The sequence below is a fragment of the Candidatus Moraniibacteriota bacterium genome, assembly GCA_028688415.1.
Lineage (GTDB): Bacteria > Patescibacteriota > Minisyncoccia > Moranbacterales > UBA1568 > UBA1568.
In genome coordinates this window covers 216,148-240,301 of record JAQTYF010000001.1, presented here as the reverse complement: position 1 = coordinate 240,301, position 24,154 = coordinate 216,148, and the positions used below count along the sequence as shown (strand labels likewise).

The 24,154-nt window shown below is 38.9% G+C and carries 24 protein-coding genes, 2 tRNA genes and 1 pseudogene; 4 read left to right on the top strand and 23 right to left on the bottom strand.

The genetic code is table 11. From position 1 onward, the window contains the following. Positions 1 to 128 precede the first annotated feature (128 nt). The 16 genes from PHH40_01165 to PHH40_01090 form a co-directional block, all read right to left on the bottom strand. Positions 129 to 479, bottom strand: coding sequence for a hypothetical protein (locus tag PHH40_01165; GenBank protein MDD2766357.1), 351 nt, complete (start codon positions 477 to 479; stop codon positions 129 to 131). 21 nt (positions 480 to 500) lie between these two features. Next, a complete protein-coding gene (locus PHH40_01160; protein ID MDD2766356.1) occupies positions 501 to 1,469 on the bottom strand; it encodes a DUF4349 domain-containing protein in 969 nt (322 codons plus the stop codon). Between the two features lie 118 nt (positions 1,470 to 1,587). Next, positions 1,588 to 2,427 (bottom strand): pirin family protein, encoded by an 840-nt coding sequence (locus PHH40_01155; protein MDD2766355.1) that lies wholly within the window; start codon positions 2,425 to 2,427, stop codon positions 1,588 to 1,590. Positions 2,428 to 2,551: 124 nt separating this feature from the next. Continuing rightward, positions 2,552 to 3,178 (bottom strand): Type 1 glutamine amidotransferase-like domain-containing protein, encoded by a 627-nt coding sequence (locus tag PHH40_01150; GenBank protein ID MDD2766354.1) that lies wholly within the window; start codon positions 3,176 to 3,178, stop codon positions 2,552 to 2,554. An 18-nt stretch (positions 3,179 to 3,196) separates the two neighbouring features. Continuing rightward, positions 3,197 to 3,673 carry an NUDIX hydrolase gene (locus PHH40_01145; GenBank protein ID MDD2766353.1) on the bottom strand — a complete coding sequence of 159 codons (477 nt, stop codon included), beginning with the start codon at positions 3,671 to 3,673 and terminating at the stop codon, positions 3,197 to 3,199. Positions 3,674 to 3,716: 43 nt separating this feature from the next. After that, positions 3,717 to 4,013 carry a DUF1905 domain-containing protein gene (locus PHH40_01140; protein ID MDD2766352.1) on the bottom strand — a complete coding sequence of 99 codons (297 nt, stop codon included), beginning with the start codon at positions 4,011 to 4,013 and terminating at the stop codon, positions 3,717 to 3,719. A gap of 47 nt (positions 4,014 to 4,060) precedes the next feature. After that, positions 4,061 to 4,513 carry an inorganic diphosphatase gene (locus PHH40_01135; protein ID MDD2766351.1) on the bottom strand — a complete coding sequence of 151 codons (453 nt, stop codon included), beginning with the start codon at positions 4,511 to 4,513 and terminating at the stop codon, positions 4,061 to 4,063. A 113-nt stretch (positions 4,514 to 4,626) separates the two neighbouring features. After that, a complete protein-coding gene (locus tag PHH40_01130; GenBank protein ID MDD2766350.1) occupies positions 4,627 to 5,094 on the bottom strand; it encodes a hypothetical protein in 468 nt (155 codons plus the stop codon). Between the two features lie 776 nt (positions 5,095 to 5,870). Beyond that, positions 5,871 to 6,836 (bottom strand): hypothetical protein, encoded by a 966-nt coding sequence (locus tag PHH40_01125; protein MDD2766349.1) that lies wholly within the window; start codon positions 6,834 to 6,836, stop codon positions 5,871 to 5,873. A gap of 4 nt (positions 6,837 to 6,840) precedes the next feature. Beyond that, a complete protein-coding gene (locus PHH40_01120) occupies positions 6,841 to 7,524 on the bottom strand; it encodes a hypothetical protein (GenBank protein ID MDD2766348.1) in 684 nt (227 codons plus the stop codon). Positions 7,525 to 7,666: 142 nt separating this feature from the next. Continuing rightward, positions 7,667 to 9,445, bottom strand: coding sequence for an ATP-binding protein (locus PHH40_01115; protein MDD2766347.1), 1,779 nt, complete (start codon positions 9,443 to 9,445; stop codon positions 7,667 to 7,669). A gap of 11 nt (positions 9,446 to 9,456) precedes the next feature. Beyond that, positions 9,457 to 10,650 carry a hypothetical protein gene (locus PHH40_01110; protein MDD2766346.1) on the bottom strand — a complete coding sequence of 398 codons (1,194 nt, stop codon included), beginning with the start codon at positions 10,648 to 10,650 and terminating at the stop codon, positions 9,457 to 9,459. A 5-nt stretch (positions 10,651 to 10,655) separates the two neighbouring features. Further along, a complete protein-coding gene (locus PHH40_01105) occupies positions 10,656 to 11,759 on the bottom strand; it encodes a DUF262 domain-containing protein (GenBank protein ID MDD2766345.1) in 1,104 nt (367 codons plus the stop codon). A 1-nt stretch (position 11,760) separates the two neighbouring features. Further along, entirely contained in the window at positions 11,761 to 12,837 is a 1,077-nt protein-coding gene (locus PHH40_01100; GenBank protein ID MDD2766344.1) for an adenine-specific methyltransferase EcoRI family protein, read from the bottom strand. A gap of 3 nt (positions 12,838 to 12,840) precedes the next feature. Next, the gene (locus PHH40_01095; GenBank protein ID MDD2766343.1) at positions 12,841 to 13,755 is read right to left on the bottom strand and encodes a DUF5655 domain-containing protein; all 915 of its coding nucleotides are present in this window, start codon (positions 13,753 to 13,755) and stop codon (positions 12,841 to 12,843) included. Positions 13,756 to 13,762: 7 nt separating this feature from the next. Then, a complete protein-coding gene (locus PHH40_01090) occupies positions 13,763 to 13,960 on the bottom strand; it encodes a helix-turn-helix domain-containing protein (protein ID MDD2766342.1) in 198 nt (65 codons plus the stop codon). A gap of 48 nt (positions 13,961 to 14,008) precedes the next feature. Here PHH40_01090 and PHH40_01085 point away from each other — a divergent pair, with 48 nt between their 5' ends. The 4 genes from PHH40_01085 to PHH40_01070 all read left to right on the top strand — a co-directional run bounded on the left by PHH40_01085 (position 14,009) and on the right by PHH40_01070 (position 18,802). Beyond that, the gene (locus PHH40_01085; GenBank protein ID MDD2766341.1) at positions 14,009 to 15,139 is read left to right on the top strand and encodes a hypothetical protein; all 1,131 of its coding nucleotides are present in this window, start codon (positions 14,009 to 14,011) and stop codon (positions 15,137 to 15,139) included. Positions 15,140 to 15,309: 170 nt separating this feature from the next. Beyond that, positions 15,310 to 15,483, top strand: a complete 174-nt coding sequence (locus PHH40_01080; GenBank protein ID MDD2766340.1) for a hypothetical protein — start codon at positions 15,310 to 15,312, stop codon at positions 15,481 to 15,483. 14 nt (positions 15,484 to 15,497) lie between these two features. Then, positions 15,498 to 15,857 (top strand): helix-turn-helix domain-containing protein, encoded by a 360-nt coding sequence (locus tag PHH40_01075; GenBank protein MDD2766339.1) that lies wholly within the window; start codon positions 15,498 to 15,500, stop codon positions 15,855 to 15,857. Between the two features lie 1,415 nt (positions 15,858 to 17,272). After that, positions 17,273 to 18,802: a recombinase family protein gene (locus PHH40_01070; GenBank protein MDD2766338.1), complete on the top strand. Its 1,530-nt coding sequence runs from the start codon at positions 17,273 to 17,275 to the stop codon at positions 18,800 to 18,802. Here the strand turns inward: PHH40_01070 and PHH40_01065 are convergent. From PHH40_01065 to PHH40_01035, 7 genes and pseudogenes are all read right to left on the bottom strand, one after another. Beyond that, positions 18,791 to 18,861: transfer RNA gene (locus tag PHH40_01065), tRNA-Gln, on the bottom strand. The two genes, PHH40_01070 and PHH40_01065, sit on opposite strands and share 12 nt — an antisense overlap. 136 nt (positions 18,862 to 18,997) lie before the next feature. Continuing rightward, positions 18,998 to 19,687: a hypothetical protein gene (locus tag PHH40_01060; GenBank protein ID MDD2766337.1), complete on the bottom strand. Its 690-nt coding sequence runs from the start codon at positions 19,685 to 19,687 to the stop codon at positions 18,998 to 19,000. A gap of 111 nt (positions 19,688 to 19,798) precedes the next feature. Next, positions 19,799 to 20,713 carry a permease-like cell division protein FtsX gene (locus tag PHH40_01055; protein MDD2766336.1) on the bottom strand — a complete coding sequence of 305 codons (915 nt, stop codon included), beginning with the start codon at positions 20,711 to 20,713 and terminating at the stop codon, positions 19,799 to 19,801. Between the two features lie 109 nt (positions 20,714 to 20,822). Beyond that, on the bottom strand, positions 20,823 to 21,524 hold the full coding sequence (gene ftsE, locus PHH40_01050) for a cell division ATP-binding protein FtsE (GenBank protein ID MDD2766335.1): 702 nt from the start codon (positions 21,522 to 21,524) through the stop codon (positions 20,823 to 20,825). Between the two features lie 34 nt (positions 21,525 to 21,558). Next, positions 21,559 to 22,596 (bottom strand): annotated as a pseudogene (gene prfB / locus PHH40_01045) (peptide chain release factor 2). 258 nt (positions 22,597 to 22,854) lie between these two features. Further along, positions 22,855 to 22,930, bottom strand: a tRNA-Thr gene (locus tag PHH40_01040). A 167-nt stretch (positions 22,931 to 23,097) separates the two neighbouring features. Next, positions 23,098 to 24,144 (bottom strand): thioredoxin domain-containing protein, encoded by a 1,047-nt coding sequence (locus PHH40_01035; GenBank protein MDD2766334.1) that lies wholly within the window; start codon positions 24,142 to 24,144, stop codon positions 23,098 to 23,100. Positions 24,145 to 24,154: the final 10 nt, after the last annotated feature.

Here is a 24,154-nt window from a genome sequence, read left to right as displayed (position 1 = left end):
CCCTTATAATATACCCCCACAGGGTATATGTCAAGACAACGCTTTATTCTGTTTTTTTCTCGTAAAAATAAAAATACATCTGCAAGTCAGATGTATTCTTGAAACTGAGGATTAAGAAAAACGAGAATTTATTTCGTATCAATCCACGTGCCAGAGGTCTCGTCATAATTGGACAGAGTATCACCGCCGACACACATATCATCTTCGATAGGACCGATGAAATATGCAACATCAACTCCAGTGGAGGCTCTTTTTGTTTCCTGAAAGTTTCCTGATCGCCTATAAGAAAACAGTGAGGCATCTCCCTTGTCATCTACGGCGACGACTTCATACAGATAGACGCCCTTTTCGTCTTCCAACATTCTGATCACTTCTTGGTTTTCTTTCCCACTCAATTTTTCAATCTTTGCTTTTACTTCTTCGGCAGTGAGAATCTGTCGTCCTTTTTCAGCTGGTGGCGTCGGGATATCGAAGTTCATAGAGTTTATACATTAATTTTCTTATACGTTCTCGTTCTTTGCCATTATTTTCTGATATATTTTTCTTCCTATCTTGTATACACCCCAGATGATGACGCCCCAGATGATAAGAAATGGAAGGACTGTAACGATGAAACGAATCACAAAATCTACAAAGCCTTGAAGATTCTCGATGAGAGAATTCACAGCATCTTTCATCACTTGAAACGGTCGCCAAGAGTCTGAAACGGTGATGTTTTGATTCTCCGTCAAGCTGATCGCGATTGTCGACATATCCGTTTGCGATTCGAGATACTTCATGCTCCCCTCTAGTCTCTCTATCGTGCCTCTGACGCGAGCGAGTTCTCTCGTGACTGCGAGGACATCATCTATTTTGACGGCTTGATCGAGGATCTTGATAAATGATTGTTCTTCTGCTTGTGCATTGCTCAGTTGCGCTTTGAGATCAGTATATTGTTCGGTCACATCCTGTCCTGTCGTCGATTCTGATATGACGAGAGAAGCAACCTCTTTGATCTCTCCAAACGTCTTTTCGAAAAACGCTACTGGGACTTTCACAGTGATCGTACCACTCTTCACGTTGTTTCCACTCTGATAGAAATTGGAGGCGAACACTTCTCCACTATTATTTCTTGCAATAGCACTGATTTTCGTACTCGATACATCGGTATCATCGACTTTCAAACTAAGGTTGCCATTTTTGATTATTTTCTTGTCCACTGACAGAGCTTCGTCTGAAACTGTAACACTGTCGATAGTATTTCCGTTCATCCGAGACGTCATAGGAGCGACTTCCATCATCTCGTTTCGCAATCCACCAAATGATTTTGGCGATGATACAGAGAGAGAATTAGCGAAAGACATTCCAGTCGACGTCTGAGATGCTCTCATCATCGATCCTCTATACGTCGAAGTGAAAATTGCAACTATCGCGCTCACCACAAAAAGTCCAAGCAAAACCAACCCACTGATTTTTAGTACCTTGTTCATATTTTTTTATATTAAATTTCTTCTTTTTGATTATACCACGAATAATTCCATCCTCTATTTTTCAAAACAAAAAATTTGATATTTTCTGTTGAAGTTTGCATGGTTTTATTTACTAGGGTTATTTTATAAAAGTTCCTGAATTCAGCTCCGTAAGTGCTGTTTCAATTTCTTCTCGAGTATTCATCACAATTGGACCATGTCCAATCATCTCTTCCCTGATTGGTTTACCGCCAATAAGCAAGAATCGTACTCCCTCCTTACCTGCAGTGCAGGAAAATTGAGTATCATATGAGAGAAGACCGATACTCCCCTCTTCTACCCAAATCTCACCTCGATCATCACTCACCATGAGTCTTCCATGTATCACATACACAAAGAAATTATCTTCAGGATGAGTCATCAAAGAAAAAGACATGAGTGGTGAGAGCGTCACATCAAGGTATGTTGTTGACACCATCAAATCTTTTACAGGACCTTGTATATCTCGATACTGCCCAGCAATAATTTTCACCTCCGTCCCGTTCTCATTGAACGTTGGAATATCATTGCTTTTAATTTCTTGATATCGAGGATTCATCATTTTATTTGCTCGTGGCAAATTCACCCATAACTGGAAACCCTGAATCCCTTCAGTATGTGCTACCGGCATTTCTTCGTGCATAATACCACTTCCTGCCGTCATCCATTGCACATCACCAGCTCCAATAGTTCCTTCGCTTCCCAAGCTATCTCTATGAGCTACAGCGCCCTTCAAAATATATGTCACCGTTTCTATGCCTCGATGGGGATGCAAAGGAAAACCATTTTTGTATAAATTACTATCAATATTTGAGAAATCATCAAAAAGCAAAAACGGGTCAAATAGTTCTGCTTCACGATTACTGAAGCCTCGCTTCAAATACACTCCAGCACCCTCTATAGTAGGCTGCGTAATGAATATTTTCTGTATTTTTCGCATAACGAGGATCCTTGTATTCTAAGTTTTAATTCAACTGTTTTATTCTGTCTGTATTTCTCAAATCACGAAAGTGAAACTGATGTAGTTTTATTAACTGGACTTGCGGGACGAAACTAGGACCTTTCTACTCAATAATCAAGACCTCGCCATCCCGTAGAGTCTTATAAGGAATTTTGTTTTCAATACAATACTTTACTTCTTTGTTAATGTCGGCAGATTCAGGGTGGTCGGAGTCAAAGTGTGGTAAGAAAGTATAATCAATCATGCCAAGTCCTTCCCAAAGAGTTTCTTTTTGATTCGCATATGGAAAATCCGTTGGATCATCTACAATAGAGTATCCCTTCAAAGACGAAGAAAGAACACACCCCGCAGCACTGTAACCAGCGTAGACAAAATCTTCACGAGTTTTATTGTATCCTTGCAATACAGTATCAAGTCCGCAAAGTCTCATTGCTTGGCGAAGTATAAAAGTATTTCCACCGCTAATAAAGATTCCTCCTAAGCCTTGCAATTTTTCTCTTAAATCATTTTCTTTTTCGAAATAATTTTTCAAATCAAGTAATTCTACTTGGAGACCGTTATCAGTTAGACTTTGTATATCACTTTCGATGTGATTCTCCCTTCTTACTGGATTAGCGTTAGTAAAATCTAAGGCATTTGGTATGTAGCCTACTTTTTTATTGCCTGAAAATAATGCCAGAAGTTTTTCTGGCTGATCTCCAATTTTATATGATGATAGATAGAGTTTCATAAATTTTCGTGACTGAACTTATTGAATGAGTTTGAGAGCCGTAGACGCGTAACGGTATATGTCCTTGCGAAGACGATTGTCATTTCTGTGCATCTGATCGAGTTCTTCCTGAGTCACCCAAACACACTCGACATTTTTGCTCGCTTCTTCTTGGGGATTTATCTCACGACTATTCGACTTTGCAACAAAAACAAAAGAAGAGTGATCATGGTGTTCATTGATCGAATGTCGGTTGACGAAGACTGGAGGTACCAAATCTTTATTGGTATCAAAGTCCTGTTTGGTCCACGTACTTGGTCCAATCAGTTCTACTTTCAACCCTACTTCTTCCCACACTTCTCGGAGTACTGCTTGGTTGATATCTTCTCCTGGATCCACATGACCACCTGGAGCTATCCAGAAGTTATACTTTTCATGCAAACGTAAAAGTACCGCACCATCGTTCACGATATATGCCTCAGCACAAAGGTCGACATAATAATTCAAGTGAGCCATAAAAGAAGTATATCACAGTGTTAAATCTGTAGGACGATATTTTTTATATCTTAATCGAAAAAGAAATTTTCTCGCCTACCAGGAGACATTCTTTCTTTCGTACAACGGCTTTGATAGGTAAAAGGTATCCGCCCGATTTTTTATCAGGAAATATGGAAGTTTTCCAGCTTGTTTTTCCGATAGTAACCAAAACAGGAAGAGATCCCCAACCTTTACTCCTCTCACCAAATTTCTTCTTGATTTCCCCTGACTCTTTCTTCGGAAGAGAGACAAAATGCCAATTCCCCGCCTGTCCAGGATAAAGCCACAGTTCTACAGATTTAAATGTGAATTCATTCATAGATTGTATATGCTGAACCTGTGGGACGAAGTGGGAATTTATTTGGGTTAAGCTATCGAAACCATTTCTGAGTTATTTAGGTAGTCTTTAGCCTTATTAGCGTCATCTACAGCGGTAATTTCGGACTTATATCCAAAGTACTCTAAGAGAAGCTTTCTTTCCAGGCCAGGTACATCCATGAAACTTTCATAATTTATAGAGCTGTCTTTAGCAAGAATTTTGTGATCTCCATCTTCTCGCGTGAACATTCCTAATATTTCAACATTAGTTGTATCTCCGGTGACGTATTCTTCACAAGAAAAAACAAGAATATCAACTGGGTCACCCTCAGCTTTATTTATAAAAGAAGGTAAGTATCCATAAGCAACTGGCATAATGCCATTATTCACTGGAATTTGTTCCTTTATGGCTCCAAGGTCTACAAAGCCACTCATGTCATAAGACATATGTATTCGGCGATCAGATCCTTTAGGAATTTCTATGATAGCTGAGTAGTTCATAATTTGTCAGTTGGGGCTCTGGGGTAAAGTGGGAACCTTTATTAAGAATTCAAATCAATTTTAATAGCAGAGAGAACAATTCCAGGTTTTTCTTTGGCGGCGTACATTTTCGATTAAGAATTTATAGATTGCTTAATCGCAGTTTCAAGTTCTTCAGGAGTATCTGTTCCTATGCGATAGATTTTCCCATTTTTCATAGTTATCTCAACCGCATCAAAACCTGAAACATTATATATCCACATTTTTGGCCACAGCCACAATCTTATCCCCCATCCATAATACCAGCGATTCTTTACTACTTGCACTGAAGCTATCTGATTCAAAGCAAACTTCCTGGCGAAAAGTCCATAACCAAGCTTGATTCGAAGATAGTTTTCATCAATCGATGATGTCAGCGTGGCAAACGATGCAAGAACAAACAGAATGAATGCCATTAGGGCAGTAACGGCAAAATTCGTGCCGGAGTAGTACGAAGGAGATTCGAGTCTGGCCGTAATTTGAGTCCATGCGAAAAATACCAGCACCACCATCGTAACAACCAGCATCAGATATCCAATTTGGGTGTGTTTGTATGAAATCATAAATTTTTTTTCTGAGGTACTAGGAATACTCACTGCTCACTTTAAGAGGCCTGAAAAGCCATTTTATTGGCCTAAGGCCACGAGGTGGCGAAGCCACTTTTCGTGGCTGAGGTGCTAGGATTTACCCTAAAGGGCATAAACTTCGACTCCTGGCACCTATATTAAAACAAAAATACATCCTAGTAAAGGATGTATTTTTGTTCAATGCTGGGGTGGAGGGATGCGGTTGTGAACGGATTTTACCCTTCAATTCTTGCACATTTGATTGAAAAGAGGAAGGGACTTGAATTGATATTACTTCGGATAGAGAAGCTTGCTACGCGCTAGTTTCTGGCTCTTGGGAGTGGTTTATATTCTGATGGTATATCTTTCCCAGTAGGTCGAAGTAACAGACCAGATCATTGGCTATTTGAGACACCTCTGCAGTAGACAGTTCCTTGTCGTAGTCTTCCTTGATAATTGTTTGAAGTTCTAAGATAAACTCACTACTTACGTTCGCCATATGTTTGTGGATGAGTGAAAACAAATCAGCCCCATGCTTTATATTGCAATAATCAAATCTAAAAAATATTTTCTTCAAAAAAGACATTTATCCACTTTTCCTTTTCTCAAACGGAACAGGAACGGAAGCAAGCGGGCAAAAATTCCTTCCCCCCAACCCCCTTCCTTTTTGCCCGCCTGCTTGGGCTTCGCCCCCAAAAATTTTCGGCGGGACGGCGGGACTATTTAATATTAAGCTTTTCTCCTCTTTTTTCAAATGTCTCTTCATTCATAGTTTAATTTTTATTTTTACGCCTATATTCTCTGACAAATTTTTGTAAAACATCTCCCCATCCATCTCTATGCTCTATGCGTTCAAAATCTTCTCTTGATCCATTTAGTAATTCTGTCCTACTTTTTTTACTTAGCTCCACCCATAAATCATACATTACATACAGGGCGTTTCCATATTTTATATTTTCAAAAACAACAAAATCGTCTCCGAACTTTGCCCCAAAATATCTTAAAAAACCACTTGTCCCTTTTATATACACAACGGGCTTCAATTTTGACATGACACCTATTCTTTCCCGCATTACTTTTACTTGATCCGGAGTAATACTTCCTGTTTTTTGGTTTTTTAACAAAGCCTCTACAATCTCATCAACAGTTCCTGGTGGTAATATTTCCCAATCAATATAAACGGTTTTTGCATAATCTGCCAAAGTTGCAATGCTCGGAAAGACATCTATCATTCCAACGTTTTCTTGTAATAAATTTAAGTTATATAATAATTCTTTTTCAAAATTTAGAGTATTTCGATTAATTACTTGATCAATTAAAAATTTTATTTTGAAACCATGTTCTCTTTTTTCTATTTGCTCAATTTTTAATTCAACTTCTTTGGGTGGGTAGAAATCCTTTTGATATACATCCCGCGAATAAGAAACAGCATGTGTGCCATTTCCATTCCAATTTGGAGCTTCAGAGCTAAATTCTTTTGAGATTTTTGGTAAATCAGTTCTTTTTTTCTCCAAACCTTCTAGGTTTGCCCGAGAAAATTTTCCGGTATTGTGATTTGGAGTTTTTGAAGGTGGAAGAACTAGCTCGCCGTTGATATAGCGCATGTTTAAGTGTTTGTATTTATGAATTTCTTCATTTGGAATATATTTTACACAAGCCACAACAACATCATCCTGACTAAATGTTTCTATTTGCTTCTTTATCTTAGCTGGTATTTTTAAAATATTTTTACGTGCCATATAATTATAAATGTGATATGCAAAACATTTCTCCTGCAGTTAGTAAATTATTTAAAAGCCTTTTCATATTATCCTCGTTTGATTTGACTATCAATTCATTTAAGGGTTTATTGTTCAATTTCCATTCTGTTGGGAGTGATTCATCTTCTCCTATGTGTAGATAAATCTTTCTTCCTGGTGCTGTTCGATGAGTAAGAATATTCCTAGTATTTCTAATATTTTCAAATTCTGAATCGGCAATTAACTCAATTAATGTTTTAGTGATTTGTTCATCAGGAAATGCCTTTTGAAAAGTTCTTTTTGTTGTTTCTGGAGATATTTTTCGTTGATCTGCTGTGTCGTTAATAGAAAAAAATTCTGGACTAACAATTGATCCTATCGCATAAAATCCATAACACATTGATTCAAAAACTGAAAAGCACGAACTGAAATGATTAAAAAGCGCTTGTTCTTGTAAATATCTTTTTTCTGGCTGTGGTGCCGTTCCATATAATTTTAATAATTTGATGAAGTCACTTCCATGGTCAATTGTAGCTTTGTATCGATAAGCTGTAGCATTCCACGCTCCTGAAAAATGTTCATACTCTTTCTTTTCTGCATATTTGCTACTCAAAATATGGTGAATAGATTCATATTTCTCTTGTGGAAAATTCTGTATTATTAAACCATTTGTTTTGAGTGGATCCATATTTGTTATATTTAACGGTAACTTGTCCATTCATCAATATCGGCAAATCCCGCCTCATCGACCTTAAAAGCTTTCTTGCAGTGTGGACATATAATTGCATTCATAATGATTCATCTAAGTTAATTTTACATTTCCAAATCTTTTATTTTTTCCATTCTGCTATTATATTTTCAAAATTCACATCTTTCCATTCATCCTTCCAAATTTCTAAATATTTCACATCATTAGAAGAGGGTTGTTTATCAGCTTCACATTTATCAATTTTTACTAAAGATGGCATCGCTACTGCTTCACCTAAAAGCAATCCTTCACCCGACTGTAAGGATGGAAGGGCTTCAATTAGATTTCCCAAGGTATCTGGTAATAGCCTTCTTACGTAGTTTTGATCACTTGGATTGGTTAATCTCATAGCAATAAAATTATTACACTGAGAAAATATTGTTTCTGATATCTCTGATGGTCTCTGACTCACTATGCCCAATGTAACACCATATTTTCTACCCTCCTTTGCAATTCTTTCAATTGCATTTCTTGACGCTTTAAATTTTTCAGAATCACTTTTTGGTACGTATTTATGAGCTTCTTCATAGACCAGTAAAAGGGGTGTTTCTAAATCAACTCCGTCGTTTAAGTATTTTTTATAAAAATAACCATAATCAAACAAAATTCTGGAAATTAGGGACACGGTAATACTTAATACTTCAAAGGGCACCCCACTTAAATCAATTATGGTGACGTTTGATTTGTCTATTTCTACTTCCTCTCCGCTCTCATTTTTTTTCTTACGCTTATTATAGCCGACAAATTGTTTGATTGTATCTTCAAATGACACAGCTTTGGAATTGTCTCCTAGTAAAAAATCAAATCTTTTATCGTTAACTTTATTTTCTAGTCTACTCACAAAATTAGTTAATTTACCGAATAGAGATCCTTGATTCATTTTTGGTTGTCCTTTTTTTGCACCACTTGCATATACTTCACCAGTATCTATCATTTCATCATTTTTATTATTTGCTATCTCTAAAACTTTTCCAATATCAAATAGCACTGGTGAGTCATAGTGAATTTTTTGCTTTCTTTTTTCAAATTCGGTAGCATCTTCATTTTCCATTTTAACTACATTTGAAATTTTTTCATTTATAATTGCTTCCTTAAATATATTTCTTTGATTATGATCATTTGCTTCAGTGTCTAAAAATAATTCCTCTAGCTCCTCACTATTCAAAAGCCAGTACGGCAAAATAAGATTTTCAACGTTCAAAAAATTTGCATCCGGGAAAGCTGTTTTATACTCATTGTGAATATCGAAAATTATAATGTGTGAATTGTTTAAATCAAAAGCTCTTGTTCCTTTTTCTATATCAATAGTATTTTGTAAAATTTTTGCTATAGTGTGTGATTTTCCAGAACCACTTGAACCGACCACCGCAAAATGTTTATTAAAAAATTTGTTTCCATTCACGGGGACACATATGTTTTCATCTTGTGATAGTTTTGCAAAACAGAATTTTTCTGCGACATCGAAACCTGTCTCATAAATAAGTTTAATATCGGCTGCGTTAGCAGGCCTTACTTCTGTTGGTGGAATGGTCAATGCATCGCCACCTCTTATAAATTTTCCATCCTTTATCGTTCCAAGAGGACTAGCCTCTAAAACATAAGCATTGTAAATTTCTTTTTCTTTTCCGCCTTGTTCGTTTTCAATAATTCTTTCTTTTAATTCTATTTGATAGCTTTCAATTATAGCTATCAGCCTACAGCCATCATTATCGGAAATTTCAAGATAAGAGCCTATCTTCAAATCTCCCAGAGCGTCATCAATATTGGCTTTGAAAGCTGTTAGGTTTACGACTTCAATTCTTACTTTATTTGGAAATACAGAGGTCACAAAAGCAAGTTTTTCACCTGTTGAACTTGTCATAATATTTAAAATTAAAGAATAAATTTAATATCTAAAATATTTTTAATTTTTATACTTATATTTTTTATATCAGATTCAATTGGTATACTTTCATTTATATAAAACTGATAAACTTCTTTTGTTTTCTTAAAATCTTCACCAATTAAACTTTGAAAATTTTCTTCATTGTTTATTAATTTCAAACAAAGGTTATTATGAGTTGTAGAATCTGCTTTTATTGAAGTTAAAGAAAAGAGAGCGCCATGAAAATCAAAACCATCTTTAAAAACCATTCCCTCTTTTAAGATTTGGGTTTTTAATAATATTAATTTTTCTTCCGAGATATTTTTTAGGAATACGTATGGTGCGGGAGATTTTATTCTTTTAAAAGTCCAATCCCCTGAAATGTTGTAGAATTTATTTTTTATTTTATATAAGATTTCCTTTAGTTCCGCCACGTCTTCATCTCCGTTCAATTCCACTACAATAAATCTTTCAAAATAATCAATATTTCTCTGACTAAAGAATTGTTTCTTATTAAAATTAAAGTATTTTTGATCTCCTTGATACTCTCTAAAAGAAGAGTTTGAAATTAACTTTTTACCATTTTTTAAATAATCAAAAATTTCTTTTTGAGTACAGGTTCTCTTCCGGACTTGTGCTATTGAATTATTACAAACTTTTTTATAAAGATAGTCCGAAATATTTGCATAGTAAAATATTGTCTCTTCATCAGTATCTCCAAATCCTGCTTCTTTTAATTTTAAAATTATACTATTGAATTGGGCTTGAAATTCAGGAGAAAGAAATAAGTAAAAATTATTAGCAAAATTCTTTTTTTCCTGATTTGTGAATATATCTTTTTGAGTTCCCAAAAGCTCGTCCAATGTTTCTTTTGAAATTTTTTTATCTTTATCAACCTTATCAGCATATCCATTTAAATCCGAAAAAAAGACATATAAGATATAACTTTTTTTATTATCTTTTTTAAATTCCTCGATAAGTTGAGATATTGGTTTATTAACTTGTGAAGGCACTAATTTTGCATTTTCTTTATACTTAACTTGTATAACATAACTATTTGAGTCAATGTCTTGGATTTGCTCAATATTTATATTTGCATTATTATCGTCAGTATTTAAAAGCTCTAAAATAGCTTTGTCTATTTGATAAGCAAATCCTTTTATTGCGTAGTATCCACCATCAGTTGTATTTTGAGTTGTCATTTCTCTTATTTCCCAGATTTAGTGCGGTTATCTTGTTTGCACAACATCTGACAATTTTTCGCAGTCGTTTTACCACCCTCGTGCCAAGGGGTAATGTGATCGGCTTCCATTTCTTCGAGTGCAAACTCTTTCCTACACTTTACGCAAACACCTTTCTGTCGCTCGTAAGCTTCGCGCTTCATCTTGTCGTTAAAGGCGCGTATTGAGAGATGTCTTTCTTGACTCGTGAGAAGATAGGGGTAGATACCAGATTTTTTCGTTACGTCTTCGTCCTGCATCAACTTTGTAACTTCGGCTTCTAGTTTTTTGGCGTCCAATTTCTCATCTTCGAACTGGTTGTACAGCTCGCCCCAATTCACATTCGCCATTTCTTTGCGGTGATTAGGGAATGCTTTGCGCACCCATGCAATAACATTTTGAAAATACTCCCACAATTCATTAGCGTTTTTGTCGTGCTGATGCTTTGCCATGTATTCCGCTACTTCGCCGTTATTTATCCACGAGAGCGCAGTTTCCAAATATTCTTGGCGTATCGGTGAACCGGTAAGCAATGCACCGCCGTCATTCGCCAAAAGATACGCGGCGCAATTTGATTTACTGAATTTGAGTTTTACGTCAGAAAGCCACGAGCCAGTATAAACGGCATTGCGTAGCTCTTGGTCAGTCAATTTTTCACCAGCAATGTTGATAATTTTAAACCAATCAAGTTTTTCCTTATCAGTACCCTCGCAGAAATAAACCATCAATTCATAATCAAGGATCTGGTCTTTTTCCTCCTTGGTGAGATTATGGAACATGGCCGTACGACCGTTAAAGTCCACCGAGAAATCACCATTTGCATATTGTCCGATACTAATTGTTCTTTGTTGTCCATCCAGCACCTCAAAACTGTCCGCACCAGTCTTTACCCAATACATCACATTGAGCGGAAATCCTTTCTTGACTGTATCAATGACCGCATCACGTTGTTTGTCTTTATAGACGAATTCACGTTGATACTTGGGGCGAACATCGAGCTTGCCACCATACGCAACAACACCTTCTTCGGCGCTGTCTTTGTAGCCGTCGATCACTTCGCGTACTTTGATTCTGTGTAGATCAATTTTCATATTATCTTTTCTTTATTATTATTCTAAAATACGGCGATTTCCCATTTATTACTAAATCCTTATCATTGTCGCCTTTTCTAAATTTTACAATCTCAAATTGTTCTGGATTGTATTTATCTAAAAAAGTAATCGGTACACCGATGGCACCGTTGTAATCAACTGGAATATCAGCGGTTTTATCAACGTTTATTCCGTCATAATTATCATATTTGGGATATTCTTTTGGGATATATGTTTTGTACAATACTAAATTTTCATGGCGCTCTTCATAGTCTAGATTTGTAAACCAACGTACGCCTTTGACACGAATATATTTTTTTCCATCACTATCAATCCTAGAACTAGCAGCATTTAAGGGATAATCATCTGGTACTTGAAATTCACGATCACCACTATGAATACTTGCTCCAAGCCACAGTTTGTTATCCTTTATAAGTTTGAAACATTCTTTGTAAGTAATTGAATTAACATTACCAATAATTAAGAACTTCTTGTTATATTCAACAAGCTGAGAAATATATTCACGAAAGAGCGAGAAAGGTGGGTTTGTTACCACAATATCAGCCTGCTTTAGCAACTCTATGCTTTCCTTGCTTCTAAAGTCCCCCTCGCCTTTAAGCGGTAGCCATTCGTTGTTTTTATTGACCTTGAGTTGTTCGGCAATATCACGCAAATCAAATGCACCATCGCCATCTATATCATCAACCTCGTTGATAATGAATTTATTTGCCGTTACCTTTGGACGGCCTTTTGGTTCTACTGGCTGTCTCACAATCTTATCTTCATAACCGAGAAGAAGGGATGGCTGCAATACAAGTTCCGTATTGGCAATAGGAGACGGCTTGTAGCTCGTAGCGATAAGTCTTTTCAATCCAAGTTCTTTAAAATTGCTAGCAAAATATTTGAAAAAGTTACTCTCAAATGGATCGTCGCAATTGCAATATACCACTTTGCCACGAAATTGGCTTTTGTAGTGTTTCAGCTCCTTTTCAATATCAACAAGCTGAGTATAAAACTCATCCTTTTTTTCCTTGCTGGCCTTATGTAAATTGTTGTTTGATGATGATTTCTTTTCCATAAACTACTTATTCAAATCATAACTTTGCTTGATTAAAAGAAAAACTGACTCAAGATCTTTCTCTTCCCTTAATTTCACCTCATAGTCTCCATTACCCCAGTGGCCTTTCTTGGGTTTTGTAAAATCTGTCGCCATGTCGAATACATCAATTAATTTTCCGCTTTTTACATTGAGCGTAATTCTGATTTCATTCTTATAGATAATCAAGTCGGCGAAGTTGGTTGCTGTCTTGTAGGCTATATAAAATTTCTTTGGTTCCTCTCTTATTTCTTCATCGATGGAAATAATTTTTTCGCGTAATTTGTGAAACAGATCATTTGTTTTTTGGTCAGCCTTTTTTAAATGATCCTCCACAGAATAATCTTTTTGCAAAAGTTCCGTTTTTTCTTTATTGTTATTTTTTGATTTCTTGATAATTCCAGAAGTAGAAATTTTTATTTTTTGGTAGCTCTCCGGTTCAAGATAAAGAATATCGTTTTCATAAATCCTGTATCTCAAAAGCTCAATATTGATTGGTAAAATATCCGCCGTATCTATATCAAATTTGTTATAACTTTCCGCAACACAAATTACTCGTGGTGAATCCCAATCAATATCAATGTTGATATTTTTATTTTTGCATAAAATTTCAAAATCAGCCTTGTGATCCAAAAGCCAGCGCAAATATGAAAGACCTTGATTGATAACATTATCGTTCTGACTTTTCTTATACTCGATAATGCAGGGTGAGCCATTTTTGTCTATACCCAAAGTATCCATTCTTCCACCAAAACTCGTGGAATATTCATGAGCAAGAAAATTAATATTCAAGATCTCTTCTAAGTTTTGTTCAAATAGAGATTGTAGATTTTTTTCTAAATCTGCATCCTTTACGATTATCTTCTTGACGACAGAGCCGCTGATCTTGAATAGTGCCATAATCTTACTAATCCTTATTGATAATTTTTAACACATCCTCTTTTTTGTATCGTCGATCACCGCGCGTCCCAAATCGGATCGCTTTCAGGATTCCTTTATTGTCCCAATTGCGGAGTGTGTTCGGGTGGCAATTTAACAACTCACACGCCTCTGCAAGTGTGAGAATTTCAGGATATTCTTCAATTTTCTTCTGTTGCGTCTTCATAGTTTTTGACTTACTATTAGTCTACAACTTCCCCACGAATAAGCAAGTATGAAAAGCGCCACCAAAGAAACAAAAAAATTAGCCTATATTGATGAGGATATTTTATTTCTTATCTTGAAATTGATCGACTATCCATACGGGGAACAAAAGAGTTTTGATTTTGAAGAAATACAATTCTTTAATTTTAAAAAACCCGCACTGCTCTATGTCTTTCAAACAATCTCGCAAATAAACAGCGCTTATGGAATACAATTGAAGCAATTTGAATTTGACCGATATGGACTTTTCTATGCTGATAAAAAAGGAATAAAAGAGCATCTCTATCAAATGTGCCATCCTGATCCATTACAAAAATATACGTCTGTAAAAAGAATCATTGAAAATAAATTTACACTTACAGATTTAGAAGAAGTGTTCCAAAAGCAAGAAAAAATTTCCGCCGTGTTATTTAGTGGTGTTAATTTCAAAATTACAATGACAGAGAAAGCAAGAAACGGTCTCCACAGTTTTATTAAGAGCTACGCCAAAGCGTTTTCTGAAGACAATCTGCAAAAAGTAAACATTGCATATCTCAACTTTTCAGACCATGAGGCAATCTTCGAAAAGAGAGCGCGGACGGACTATGAGAAATACGGGGAGGGACTGGTACTAAAAGATTTTGAGTTTGGAGAGGACTTTCGACTGCTGGATTGTATGTTAGCGCTTGAAGAAAACAGTGATGTAAAAATCAATAGCCTCGGCAGTGAAAAGAACGCTCGTGATGAATCGCGCTTTTTCGTTAGCATTGATTTACAGAAAAAATTCCTCAAAAAGATTGGAATGAAAGCGGTAAAAAGGAAGGTGGCGCCAACGTGTTTTATAAAGGAAAAGATCGGCTTTCTTCAGATAGCAGGAGAAGTTGCTATAAAAATTGGTGGCAAAGATACACAAAAATTCAAACTTCTCGAGTGTCTTGTCAAAAATTTTGGAGATGGGAGAAATATAGACGCAGTCTATGTAGATATTCGTAAAGAGCCATTAAATATAAGCACTGTGAATTTTGGCAAGCAATTAAATCACACAGAAAGGTTTAATTTTGTAAAAAATACCCGTGGTGAACTGCAGAGAGATAAAAAATTGAAAGACTTTCAATTTAAGATTGATAAGAAACAAAATATTATATTCATGACTTTCAGGTAGCAAGTGGGATTTAAAAAATTGTATTTCAGGATCTAGTGGGACTTTTTTCAAAAAGTCCTTTTATTATGCCAAAAATAGCCTTGAAAAAACACAAAATCCCACCGACACACACTTTCATTAATTGAAAAATTGGGTTTGTAATAATAGTTGTATAAGATTTCACCATCAATATGCAACGAAAATATTCCGATAGATTAATCAAGCGATGCCAACGTGTAATGTCGAAACGCGCTGGTTTCAGTATTACTGAGGATCAAGCTGAAATATTTCTTGATCAATTTGCCAAAATCAGCAATATAGCGCTGGAGCTTTTGGAAATATATAAGCAAAAAAATAATCAATAAAGTAACATAACACTATGGAGATAAAGAACATAATCAATCGAGGAAATCGCATGGAAGGATACATCAAAAACTCTCGTGACAAATGGAGAGAAATCGGGTTTTCAATGATTCCACATAAAGTGCTTCTGGACAAACGGCTCACTAGACCAGCGAAACTGGTATATTGTAATTTGGTCATGCATACATTCGCTGGAAAAGAAGATTGTCATCCATCACAAAGAACAATCGCGTCAGAAACTAATTGTGCGAAGAATACTGTCATTAAAGCTATTGGGGAATTAGAAGAAATCGGGTATCTTCGCGTAGAACGATCATCAAAAAACTCACGGAAGGTAAACAGATATATCCTTCTTATCAAACAAAGGAAAAGATAGGGGTAGGTGTAACAATTACACCGACCGGAGAGCATATCTTGCACCAATAAATGGTATCAAGAATGAGCACAAAAAATAAGCATTTAAAAAGAAAAATTAAATAATAAAAGTAATTCTAATTTTTAATTTAAAGAAAAATCGATCGAATCGAAAAAGAAGAAATACGAAAAAGAAGAAACGAAAAAAGAGAACGACACATGATTTTTCTGTTGTCGTTCGACAAGGACGACATCGAAACAAAGAAAAATCGATCGAATCGAAAAAGAAAGAATCTTTTTCAATATAAGAAGTAAGAAGAATGAAAAACACAAAGAGATGCGAAAAAATGGAGAGGATGAAAAATCTGCTGGGCGGAAAAAATGGAACGGGTGAGGCGTGGTGGTATTTGGCAAGGAGCCACTCCTCTCACCAAAAAGGAAGCAATAGAAACGACGCGAAGATGCAAGTGCTCGGTGTCTCGGGTGCGCGGAAAGTACTCCGAAAAGTATGACAGGGCATCACCGACCCGCCACCGCCTCTCCGATACGCGTCGGCATAAGTGCCAATTATGCGACCTCATCTCTGGGATGAGAGTTGCATAATAGGGGTTGCACTTATGCGATGCTTGTCGGGAGTGCGGTTTTGTCCTTCGTCTATCAGGGAAGGGTGGCCGGGGGGTATCCACCCTGATATCGACGAGGACACGGGTCGGAAGAGAAAGAGTGTCATTCATTTTTCCGCGCAATAAAATCTGCTGTGCTCGGCAGGCGAACGTCGGATGGGTCGGGAGTGCCAGTCTCGTCCACCATTACGAAGCAGATGTCTCCTCTTACTGTCAGGAAGAGGAGTCTTCTGCGGAGAGGGACAAGAGGCACTCCTGATTCCAGTCGATGTTCGAATGGTTCCGAGCACAACGATAATGGGTGAAAGAAAGACGGAGCGAGACTGAGGTGATGTGAGAAGCAGAAACCGAATCGAGCTCTGACATTTGTTGGGGGCGTCGGGAGAAGTTTGAAGAGGTAGAGAGAGGAGAGCTGGCAGAGACGAAGCCCGCCTGCCCTGCTCAGGGCAGTGAGCGAAGCGAAGAAGGAGCGGAAGCGACGCGGGCGATGAAGAGGCAGAGAAAAAAGAGTTTGGATTTGGAGAAAATACTAAAAATACTGTACTATGTATATGCACACAGATTTATATTTCGGACACATGGAGCAACTATTCTTAGTTGTTCCGACGAAAGGGCATTCCTTCGTACAGTGTCCGAAAGGATCTGTGTGCAACGAAGGGTGCCCTTTTGTTTTGCGCAATATGTATTTATCTCATAAAAACTTCCGCTACAAAGGAGCTCCTCCTTTTTCAAAATGGCGTCCAATGGAAATCGTTGTGTACTTTCTTTGTCTTGGTACATTCCTCCTCATCGGATATATTTTCAATTGATGAATATGCACTACATCATCTACGCCAGAAAATCTACTGAGAGTGAAGATCGACAATCTTTGTCTATTCAATCTCAGATTATTGAAATGCAAGAAATCGCAAGACGCGAAGGTCTGAGTGTCATCAAAATTTTTCAAGAATCAAAATCTGCGAAAGCTCCCGGACGACCAGTCTTTGCAGAGATGATGAAATTCATTCAACAAGGGAAAGCACAAGGAGTACTCTGTTGGAAAATCGATCGCTTGGCGCGCAATCCTGTCGATGAGGGAATGGTGAAATGGATGTTACAGAATGAGACAATCAAACAGATACGAACATTTGATCGAGAGTACAATCCAGAAGATAACGTCGTGATGGCAAGTATCGAGTTTTCTATGGCGACTCAGTACATCCGTGATTTGAGTAAGAATGTCAGACGAGGATTGGCAGAGAAAGTACGTCGAGGCGAATATCCTGGGCCACGTCCTTTCGGCTATATGTCGGACTATAAGACAAAAGCGATGATTCAGGATCCACAAGCCGTCCCTTTTGTTTTACGTGTCTTTGATCTCTATATTTCGGATAATCTCTCTGTTGAGAGTATCGCGAATACCCTCTACGAAGAGGGATTCCGTTCACGTCTCGGCAACAGGGTCGGCAAAAGCACTGTGTATAGAATCCTCACGAATCCAGTCTATGCTGGGCTCTTCAAATGGAAAGGACAGGTATATAACGGTGTTCACGAACCAATCATTTCACTCGCTACTTTCGAAGAAGCGACGAAACGACTCGAACCAAAGAAATGGCAAACGCAACATACGAAACGATTGTTCACCTATCGAGGCTTTCTCGTATGCGGTGAATGTGGACTCAAGGTGACGGCAGAAATACAAAAAGGCCACACATATTATCGGTGTACCAAGTCCAAAGGCGTGAGACAATGTTCTCAGCCATACACACGAGAGGAAGATTTGGAGAAACATATTGCAGAAGAATTGAAAAAGATTCATTTCGATGATGAGATACTGGATTTGATCGTGGATGCATCGAAAGAGAAATTGAGAAGCGAAGACAATCTCGCGAAAGAAACGGAGGCGCGATTACTCCATATACTCGAAGACACACGCCGACGCAAAGAGTCGCTGGTCGAGAAGTTTATCGATAATGCTCTGCCGAAAGAAATATACGATAGAAAGTATTCAGAAATCACAATGGAAGAAGCAAATATCGAAGAGAAGCTCTCTAACGCAAAACATACTACTGCAGAACTTGGAGACGAGATCGAGCAGGCTGTTCGTTTCATAAAAACAGCGCATAATCTCTTCAATCTCGGCACGAAAGAAATGAAACGAGATATCGTAGAAGTTTTCACTTCGAACATTGGCGTGAAAGACCGCAAGCTAGCGTATTTCGACCTTAATGATCCTTTCTTATGGCTTCGTGAAGATGTGGAGACTCTGACAGAGAGAAAACGTACCTTCGAACTGAATTCCCTCGCTATAGAAACGAAAAAAGAGGCTCTCGCCTCTCATCGTTCAACAATGCTGGGGTGCTAGGATTCGAACCTAGGATCATGGGACCAGAACCCATTGCCTTACCGCTTGGCCACACCCCAATGGGCTACAAAAAAATGAAGAGAAGGGTCTTCATTTCGAATGTTTTCCTATTCTACGCTAAAACGATTTTTTTTTCAAGAGAAAACCGCGGACACCTGTATCAGGATAATCCGCGGTCTTTTTCATTTTTCCGGTTCATCCGAGACCGGCACTGTGAGTCGAACTGACATTCTGCGGTATTGAAACCGGTGGTAAGAGACAGATACCATTTTCCAAGGCCCTGGTCACTTCTATGAGCTCTCGATAGAGAACACCAACCTTCTTGGCCATAGGAATGTAATATTCCCGAAGGTCATGGACTTTTCGTCCAACCCAGGCCTCGTCATCAAGGTTCCATGGGGTCAATCCATTGTGCAGCTGATCACATAGCTTAACCCGGATGGGACGTAGCGGTGCTACGAACAGCAGGTTATGAAAGAAAAGCCGTTTGGCTTCCGATACATCCCTCACATAATCAAACCGTCGCCGGTTGACCCAGTCATCAGTTTCCGCGACTTCTTTGCCAAGTCTTTCGCCGATCCGATAGATCGGCCATTGTTCTCCATGATCTTCGCCGACATCGTGAGTGAGATCGCTGGCAAGCTCAACGGGATCGGTACATCCGAGATACTCCATATCGATGACCGTTACCAGCTCAGCGTGACGGACGTAGGCTTCACCGCTGTAGCGCGTATCGAAACGATGTGCCTCAGTAGCGATGAGTCGCGCATCTGCCATCAATTGCATCTGCGGACTGCCATATGCAAATGTACCACGGACAACCTTTTCAAACAGCCCAGGATCTTCCTGATGCTGTCTGAGTATATCTATTACACAGGTAAGCATAGTAATCTCCTTTCAAAAGAAATTGTTAAACAACAGGACAGTTCAAAATACAATAAAACCACCCTTTCGTCAAGAGTGGTCCTATCGGCGTATCGGAAGAAGGGAAAAATATTATGCTTTGAGATAACGACGGATAGCGAGGGTGCTACTCACAACACCGAGTGTGATACCGAGTACTATCAATCCTACAAAAAGGTACCAAAAATACCCAAGAAAAACATCTAGCATATTTCCCATATTCATAGAACCATCAGTAAATGGAGCGATATAGTAGGCCATACCGTAGAGCGTAATAATCGAGAGAACACTCGCAACAAAACCGTAGAGTGCTCCTTCGAAAACAAACGGCATACGGACATAGATATTCGAAGCACCGACGAGACGCATCACTTCAAACTCCTGACGATGAGAATAGATGGTGATACGGATAGCATTGAACGTGATCAGAATGGCAATGAAAATAAATATTGCTCCGAGTGCCAGACCAGCCTTGCTCGTCATCGTTCCCATACGATCGAGACGCTCAAATATTTTTTTGTTTTTTTCGTAATTGATACGACTGATATCATTCTGGAATGTCGATTTCTGCATCTCACTGACGATGAGTGCATACTGATCAGGTTGTACCGCTTTGATCACGAGAGAAGCAAAGAGCGGATTCTCCCCGATTTCTTTCAGTGCTTGGACAATAGTCGGGTCGTTGCCACTCTCCTCGAGAAACTGTTCGAGTGCTGCATCGCGAGAAATATATTCGACAGAGGCAATTTCTTTGGTGGCTTGTGCGAGTTTCTCTCTGATGGCGAGTATCCGTTCTTCACTCACATCAGGATTGAAAGAAACATTGATACTCACTTTCTCTCGCATATTCTGCAAAATATATTGCGATGTGATACCGAGCAAGAGAGAAAGTCCGACGATAAAAAGCGAGAAAGTCAGAATACTCACTGTCGCAAATGTCAGCCAACCATTACGAAAGAAATTATTTTTTCCTTCTTTGAAGGTGCGCCAGAGCTTGAGCATTTTCATATGTTGATGATAAAAGATAAGAGATAAGAGATGAGAGATATTGAGAACAAGAATGAAGGAATTGATAGGTGCTTTTTCTCTTTTGTTCTGCATCACCTATCCTGTATCTTCAACTCAGAATGTATTTTCCTTTGTCTGCATCGTGGATGACCTGCCCTTTATTGATAAGGACAACGCGTTTTCCTATTTTGTCGACAATGCCTTTGTTATGTGTCGCGAGGAGAACAGTCGTACCAAATGAATTGATTTCGAGAAGAAGTTGAATAATTTCATCAGCTGAAACAGGATCGAGATTCCCTGTCGGTTCATCGGCGATGATCACTCTCGGGCGATGGATGAGGGCTCTCGCGAGAGAAACACGCTGTTGTTCACCTCCAGAAAGTTGCTTCGGAAATTTGTGCATTTTGTCTCCGAGACCAACGATTTCGAGAATCTCCGGCACTTCGATATTGATCTCTGCCGTACTCCTACCATCAACTTCGAGTGCGTATGCAACGTTCTCGAATGCAGTTCTCGCGGGGAGAAGTTTATAATCCTGAAAAACAGTTCCGATATCGCGACGGAAAAATGGAAGATGTTTGCGATTGATACCACTGATAGATCGTCCTCGAAAATAGACCTCTCCCTGAGTCGGAACTTCTTCAGCGTAAATGAGTTTGAGAAGAGTCGATTTTCCAGCACCACTCGATCCCACGAGAGAAACAAATTCTCCTGGTCGGAATGACAGATTGATATTATCGAGCACAGTAATACCATCAGAAAATACCTTGGTCACATTTTCGAAACGAATAATAGGCTCTTGATCGGACATATTTTTTATATTTATGAAATGTCTTTTTTTTAATTTAATACAGTTGTAAGTAACGGAGTTCGCTTTCGATAAACATCTGCAGATCACCACCGAGCACTCTGGTCGTATCGCTCGTTTCTGTATCGGTACGATGATCCTTGACGAGGGTATAGGGATGGATGACATATGAGCGGATCTGATTGCTCCAGCCAGCACTCTTGAAATCACCTCGGAGTTTCCGTTTTGCTTCCGCTTGTTCTTCAATGTGTTTTTGTACCATTTTTGAACGAAGCATCTTCATCGCTTCTTCTTTGTTCTGGAGCTGAGAACGCTCGCTCTGACATGCAGCGACGAGACCTGTCGGGATATGAGTGATACGGACAGCACTCTCTGTCTTGTTGACATTCTGTCCACCAGCACCTGAGGATCGATACGTATCAATACGGAGTTCATCGGACTTGATCGGGATCATTCCTTTCTCATCGATGATCGGCATCACTTCGATGGAGGCAAACGATGTTTGTCTCAGACTATTCGCATTAAATGGCGAGAGTCTCACGAGACGGTGAATGCCTGCTTCTCCATGGAGATATCCGTATGCATATCTCCCGCTTATTTCCATAGTGGCGCTTTTAATCCCTGCTTCAGTGCCACGAGATTCATCGAGGAGACGTGTCTTCCATCCCTGTTTGCTCGCATACGCAGAGTACATACGAAACAGCATCTCAGCCCAGTCCTGGGCATCGACACCGCCTGCCCCACTCCGGACAGTCAGGAGAGCGTCTTTATCGTCATATTCTCCTCCGAGCAAGGTTTTGAGCTCCCACTCTGCGAATGTCTGTTCTATCGAGAGATATTCCTCCTCAAGCGTTTTTTCATCTTCCGAAGAGAGATTCTCGAGGGATGCAATGTCATTCGTCTCTCCGACAGTTTTTTCAAACTGTGCAAAAGAAGAACGTTCTTTCTCGAGGGATTCGAGTTCTTGCATCACGAGACCAGCCGACTGAGGATCGTTCCAGAATCCTGGCGCTTCGCTCTGCAGACGGAGCTCCTTTCTACGAATATCTTTTTTCTCGAAGTCAAAGACATTCCTGCAACTGCAGGAGTTTTTGTTGAAGAACTGCTATTTTTTCTTTCATAGTACTCATATATTTTAGTATACCATATTTCTCATTTCACAAAAAGAAAAACAGGTCTATCGAAACCTGCTTTATTCTTCTTGAGCCGATGATCAGAATCCCCTCCAATCCACCAGCTGGCGGAGGGCAGGGAAAACTGGAGAACTTATTTATGGAGCCAAGACCGGGAATCGAACCCGGGACCTGCATTTACCCCAGTCACACATTAATCTTGGAGCCATCTCGCGGGATTGAACCGCGGACCTGCACGTTACGAGTGTGCCGCTCTACCAACTGAGCTAAGATGGCGTAATATCGTATTTTCTGAAACTTCATTGTGTGACGGGGCGAGCGAATGTGCCGCTCTGCCTCCGCCTCCGCCAGATGGCGGATGGCGGATGAGCTATCTTGGCAAATGCAAAACTTTTTCCATTTTACAGGAAAAATAACCAAACAGCAAGACTCATGTCTCATGTTTATCGAGCAAGCTCTTCGTCAATCACTTGTCTCAAGACATCTTTTGTCACAGCACCAGATAAGAAGACGCCGTTAATGAAAGTGCTCGGCGTTCCTGTAAGAGAGAATTTATTCGCTTCTGTTTTATCAGCGAGTACCTGGTTTTGATATTTTTTGGTATCGAGACAGGTCGTGAATTTTCGACCATCGAGACCGAGCCACCAAGCATAGTCCTTGAATTTCTGTGTACCAATTGTTTTTCCCCACACGTCTTGTTTTGTGTAAAGATAATCAGCATACACCTGAAACTTCCCCTGCTCATTGGCACAGAGCGAAGCAAGTGATGCGTTCTCCGCTTGAGTATGTGAAGAGAGCGGAAGATGCTTATAAACGAACAATACCTTACCAGCATATTCTTTCAGCACTGTATTCAGATCGGATTGAAATGTCTTGCAATAGACACACTGGAAATCTGAGAATTCGATAATGGTCACTCGAGCATCTCGTGGTCCACTCATACTGTCACCGTCACGCACTTCTGGAAGTGTCAGATATTTCCCGATAGACAAACCAATTTTTCCCATATCAAAAAAATATCCTTTTTCCTCCTCGATAAAGAGACTCGATGCCTGAGAATAGAAATCTGTCGCTGTCACATCTCGAGAGAAAATAAATGCTGGGAGAGACACGATGCGCATTTGCTCGATAAGCTCTCTTCCGAGAGGAGAAGTACTCTCTACAGCAGAAGCTTCTATCGTCGGCATCACACGTCGGAGCCATACGAGGGCCTCGCGAGGATCACAATTCGTACAATCTTCATCAGTGATGATATGGACAGTCACTTTTGGTTCTTTGTAAGCTACCCATGTCTTGCCTCCTGATTGAAGAAGATCATACTCTCGAACGATACTCCGAGAAAAACCACTTCCCGTCATCAGTTGTGCAAAGTCCACGAACAAACTTCCGATAAAAAGCCCTGTCAAGACAACACCCAGTGCAATCAGGTTTTTTATCTGAACGACACTTTTCTCTTGCGTCACTTCGTTCTTCGGGTAAAAAGTATCCATAAAAATCATC